General features: G+C 44.2%; 3 protein-coding genes. All 3 read right to left on the bottom strand.

The window, feature by feature from the left end; all coding sequences use genetic code 11:
* Positions 1-71: 71 nt before the first annotated feature.
* From GNF10_RS35830 to GNF10_RS35820, 3 genes are read right to left on the bottom strand one after another with little or no spacing between them, the layout of a single operon-like run.
* A complete protein-coding gene (locus tag GNF10_RS35830) occupies positions 72-1,061 on the bottom strand; it encodes an ExeA family protein (RefSeq protein WP_185593073.1) in 990 nt (329 codons plus the stop codon).
* Positions 1,051-2,685: an IS481 family transposase gene (locus tag GNF10_RS35825; protein WP_185593074.1), complete on the bottom strand. Its 1,635-nt coding sequence runs from the start codon at positions 2,683-2,685 to the stop codon at positions 1,051-1,053. Before GNF10_RS35825 ends, GNF10_RS35830 begins: the two co-directional genes overlap by 11 nt.
* Before the next feature lie 16 nt (positions 2,686-2,701).
* Positions 2,702-3,343, bottom strand: a complete 642-nt coding sequence (locus GNF10_RS35820; RefSeq protein ID WP_221643742.1) for a recombinase family protein — start codon at positions 3,341-3,343, stop codon at positions 2,702-2,704.
* Between the last annotated feature and the right edge of the window lie 73 nt (positions 3,344-3,416).

Genomic DNA, 3,416 nt, shown 5'->3' with positions numbered 1-3,416 from the left:
CTATTTATTTAGATATAAACTGAACACAAATAAAACAGAAAAACTCTATATGGAGTATTTCTTGAATTAATTTAATTTCCCTCTGAGGCATATAAGGGAATTCCAATTTTTAACATCTGGTCTCTCAAATCTTGGGTTCGACCAGGAGGCAACTGAGCGTGTAAAAAAGAACTTACCTCGCTTACTCGTATATTTAATAACTCAGCTAGTACTGTCTTCGTGTAACCATGCCGTATTAAGCGAGGTTCTAAATCGTTAAGTCCCACAGTCAAGACAGCTTCAGCCATACCAAGAGTGACAGGCTTCGTTGCTGCTTGATAAGCGTCTTCAAAAGCCCTCTGCAAATAATGTTCGATTTGCAATGGAGTCGTCAATCGTTCTGCCAAAAATGCAATTGCCTCATTGGTAATCAAATCTTCAGGCAGATAATCATCGTGAATACACTCGCTCAACAGCCATTTTATATACTCAACTTGATGTCCTCTAATACCTTCTAAACTAAAAATATTGGTTCTAGCACCAATCTCTTCCAAAGATGGTCGACGCAAATCATTTTTCAATTTGGGATGTCCCAGCAGCACTACAGATAAAGTGCAACCATTCTGGCGTACCAATTCAATTAAACGCTTAATTTTGACTAACGTACCGTGATGAATGTCATGAGCTTCATCCACAAAAAGCACTACAGGCTTACGGCATTTTTGAATTAAAGCTAAGAATTTTCGTTCTCTGAGTTCTGGTTGGGTCGGTGGTTTAGCGTCCTTTTCTGTACTTAAATCGCAAAACAAAGCACTCATCAAAACCCCGACACTGACCTTATCTTTGTCAATTGCAAGGCAACGAGAAATAATAATGTCTTTTTCGGAGGACAATTCTAATTGCAGTCGTTGTAAAGTCGTTGTTTTACCACAACCAACAACACCTGTTAGAGCAATCAAACGACCTTGCCTAATTTGGGGTTTGAGTTCTTTGAATAGATTTGTCTGTTCTTGAGTCTCAAAATAGCCCACATGATCTAAGGTACGTTTAAGTCCAAAATAAGTCATGACATCACTCAACATGGCTCGTACCTGATAATGGGTTAAAGAAATCTCGAATTTGTTTCATTACCTCCTGCTTATTGAGAGTAGGCACCAGAACCGCATTAATATAAGCCATTTGTTCAGGGGTGAGTTTGGCTAATGGGCGTGCCAAATAATCGGCGATCGCTAATTTGGCTGCAATCACCGTGCTGAATGTCAGTTCTTGAAATGGATTGGGGTCTACAAAAGGCTGCACCTTTAGTTGGGTTGTACTACTCCCGAATTCAGGCGGGTTGCCTTTACCAATCACAGAGTTCGGTAAAGACAACTGTTTAGCCAAAGATTCAATTCGGTCAGCCCGTTTCTGTGTTCGTGTTTTCTTAAAACTACGGTAGCGATGTAGGGGGATTGGGCCATCCACAGGCAGAAACGGCCCATAGCGACGTTCACCATGTTCTACGTACAGTTCGTTATCGAACAAGCCCCACCACAGAACTACAGTTTCTCCAGCCAAATCTGGCTCCACCTCATAAGCCACCCCCTCAACCGTAACGCGAGCATCGATGCCTACCTTACGGCGTTCTGGGGAGCGTGCAAATGTACAAAAACGTTCCCAATTACACATTTGACGGATACCGTTACTAGGTAAATTGCTCACCCAGTCTTCCATCCGGGAATGGGGTTCGCTGCGATGGGGTCGGCTATTGTAATGGAGCAAAAACTTCATCAACCAAGCGTTTGCCTCAGCTTCGGTCTCCGGTTCATGCAGATGGTAGAGAGTTTCGTGCATTTCTTTAACAGTGCGAAACGGTCGTTCCACCTTCCCCTTAGAACGAGCTGTCACCCGTCGTCCATCTTTGCCATTTGGTAAATGGGTACGTACTTCAATCCCCAAATAACCCATTACTTTTTGAAACACTAAGCTCTTGGCAATGGGCCCATTGTCCATATACACCATTTGGGGAATGCCTTGAAAGGGAAAGTCAGTCTCCGACTTGAGTGACATGGCGGCAAACATAAACCGCAGTGCTGCCTCCACATCCTCACCGTAAACACCGTGATATTCTTGGTATGCAAAACCACTACGGTCATCCACGACACTATAAAGCATCAACAAGGGATGTCCACGTCCCGGTTCTAGGAAGGCTGGTGCTTTTACGTGCTTGAGGTCTGATGGACTGAGGTCAAAATGCCAACATTGATTGCTATATTCTGCCTGGAAGCGAACAGCAGGTGGTTGTCGCAGCAGGGTATCGCGGTCGTAACCCCATTTGTTGAGATAACGATTGACGGTGGTTGGTTTGAGCAAACCGACTGGAACGCGAAGATGACCATCTGGTGTGTTGATGCCATCTTCTTCCAATAAGCGAATTGCTTGCACGGTAGATAAATGGCGACCTTTGCGGTTAGATGTGCGTATTTTAATGGCAGCAATGATTTCGCAGTATCGCTCTAGTCCGGCTTTAGGAATCACACGCGGGACATCACAATCAACGCGCCGCACTGGGCGAACAACATTTCCTTCTCGTAGTGTTCGATACACAGTATCTTCGGAAATGCCATACAGTTGAGCTATTTCTTGGACTAATACCCGACGAGATGGACTGCGTGGTGGTAGCTGCTCTAAGCGGCGACGTAAGTCTACGATGGTATCAATTGGTATTTGTTTCTTTGGCATCCTATGATTTCTCCACCAATTTGTCGTGGCGTGAGTGGAGATGTTTGCGTGACAACCAATCGTAGAGCGTGGAAGGTGAACAATCGACCAGTTTTGCAATCGAGCGTTTACTGATCCCTTTGGATAGATAGCTGCGAATTTCTGCTTCCCTTGTGTCTAGTTTTAAATGTGTAGATTGTCGTCCTTTGGGTCGTCCCAGCGTTTTCCCCTCAGCTTTTCGTTTGGCTAGTGCTTCGGTTGTTCTGAGTACAATCAATTCACGCTCAATTTCTGCTGCCAAGCCTAAAACCGTTGCTGTAATTCGGCTTTGCATTGAATCATCTAGCACCATACCTTGTTTGGCGATATGGACGTTGATTCCTCGGCGCACACAGCACTCCAGCATTTCTAATACTTGTAGGGTAGAGCGTGCCATCCGACTAACTTCTGAAAAAATGACTACATCTTTTGCTTGTGCTGTTTGATTCAATAGTTGTCCTACACCTCGCTCTAACCATTTCTCCCGTCCAGAAACTGTGTCCTCTATAAAGTGAATGGGACTCAAAGCATGGGTGTTGGCATATTCTAAAATGCCATGCCGTTGGTTGTGTAGGTCTTGCCGATCGCTGGAGACTCTCAAGTAAGCATAAATAACCATAGCCATATTGGCTGTCGGTTTAAACAGCTTTATGTATTTAATTGAACGGTATTAGTCCAAATTAAACCACGAAAAGCGT

The organism is Nostoc sp. UCD121, from assembly GCF_014222285.1.
Classification (GTDB): domain Bacteria; phylum Cyanobacteriota; class Cyanobacteriia; order Cyanobacteriales; family Nostocaceae; genus Nostoc.
Note: the sequence above shows the minus strand (reverse complement) of the source record. Positions and strands in the feature narration are given on the sequence as shown.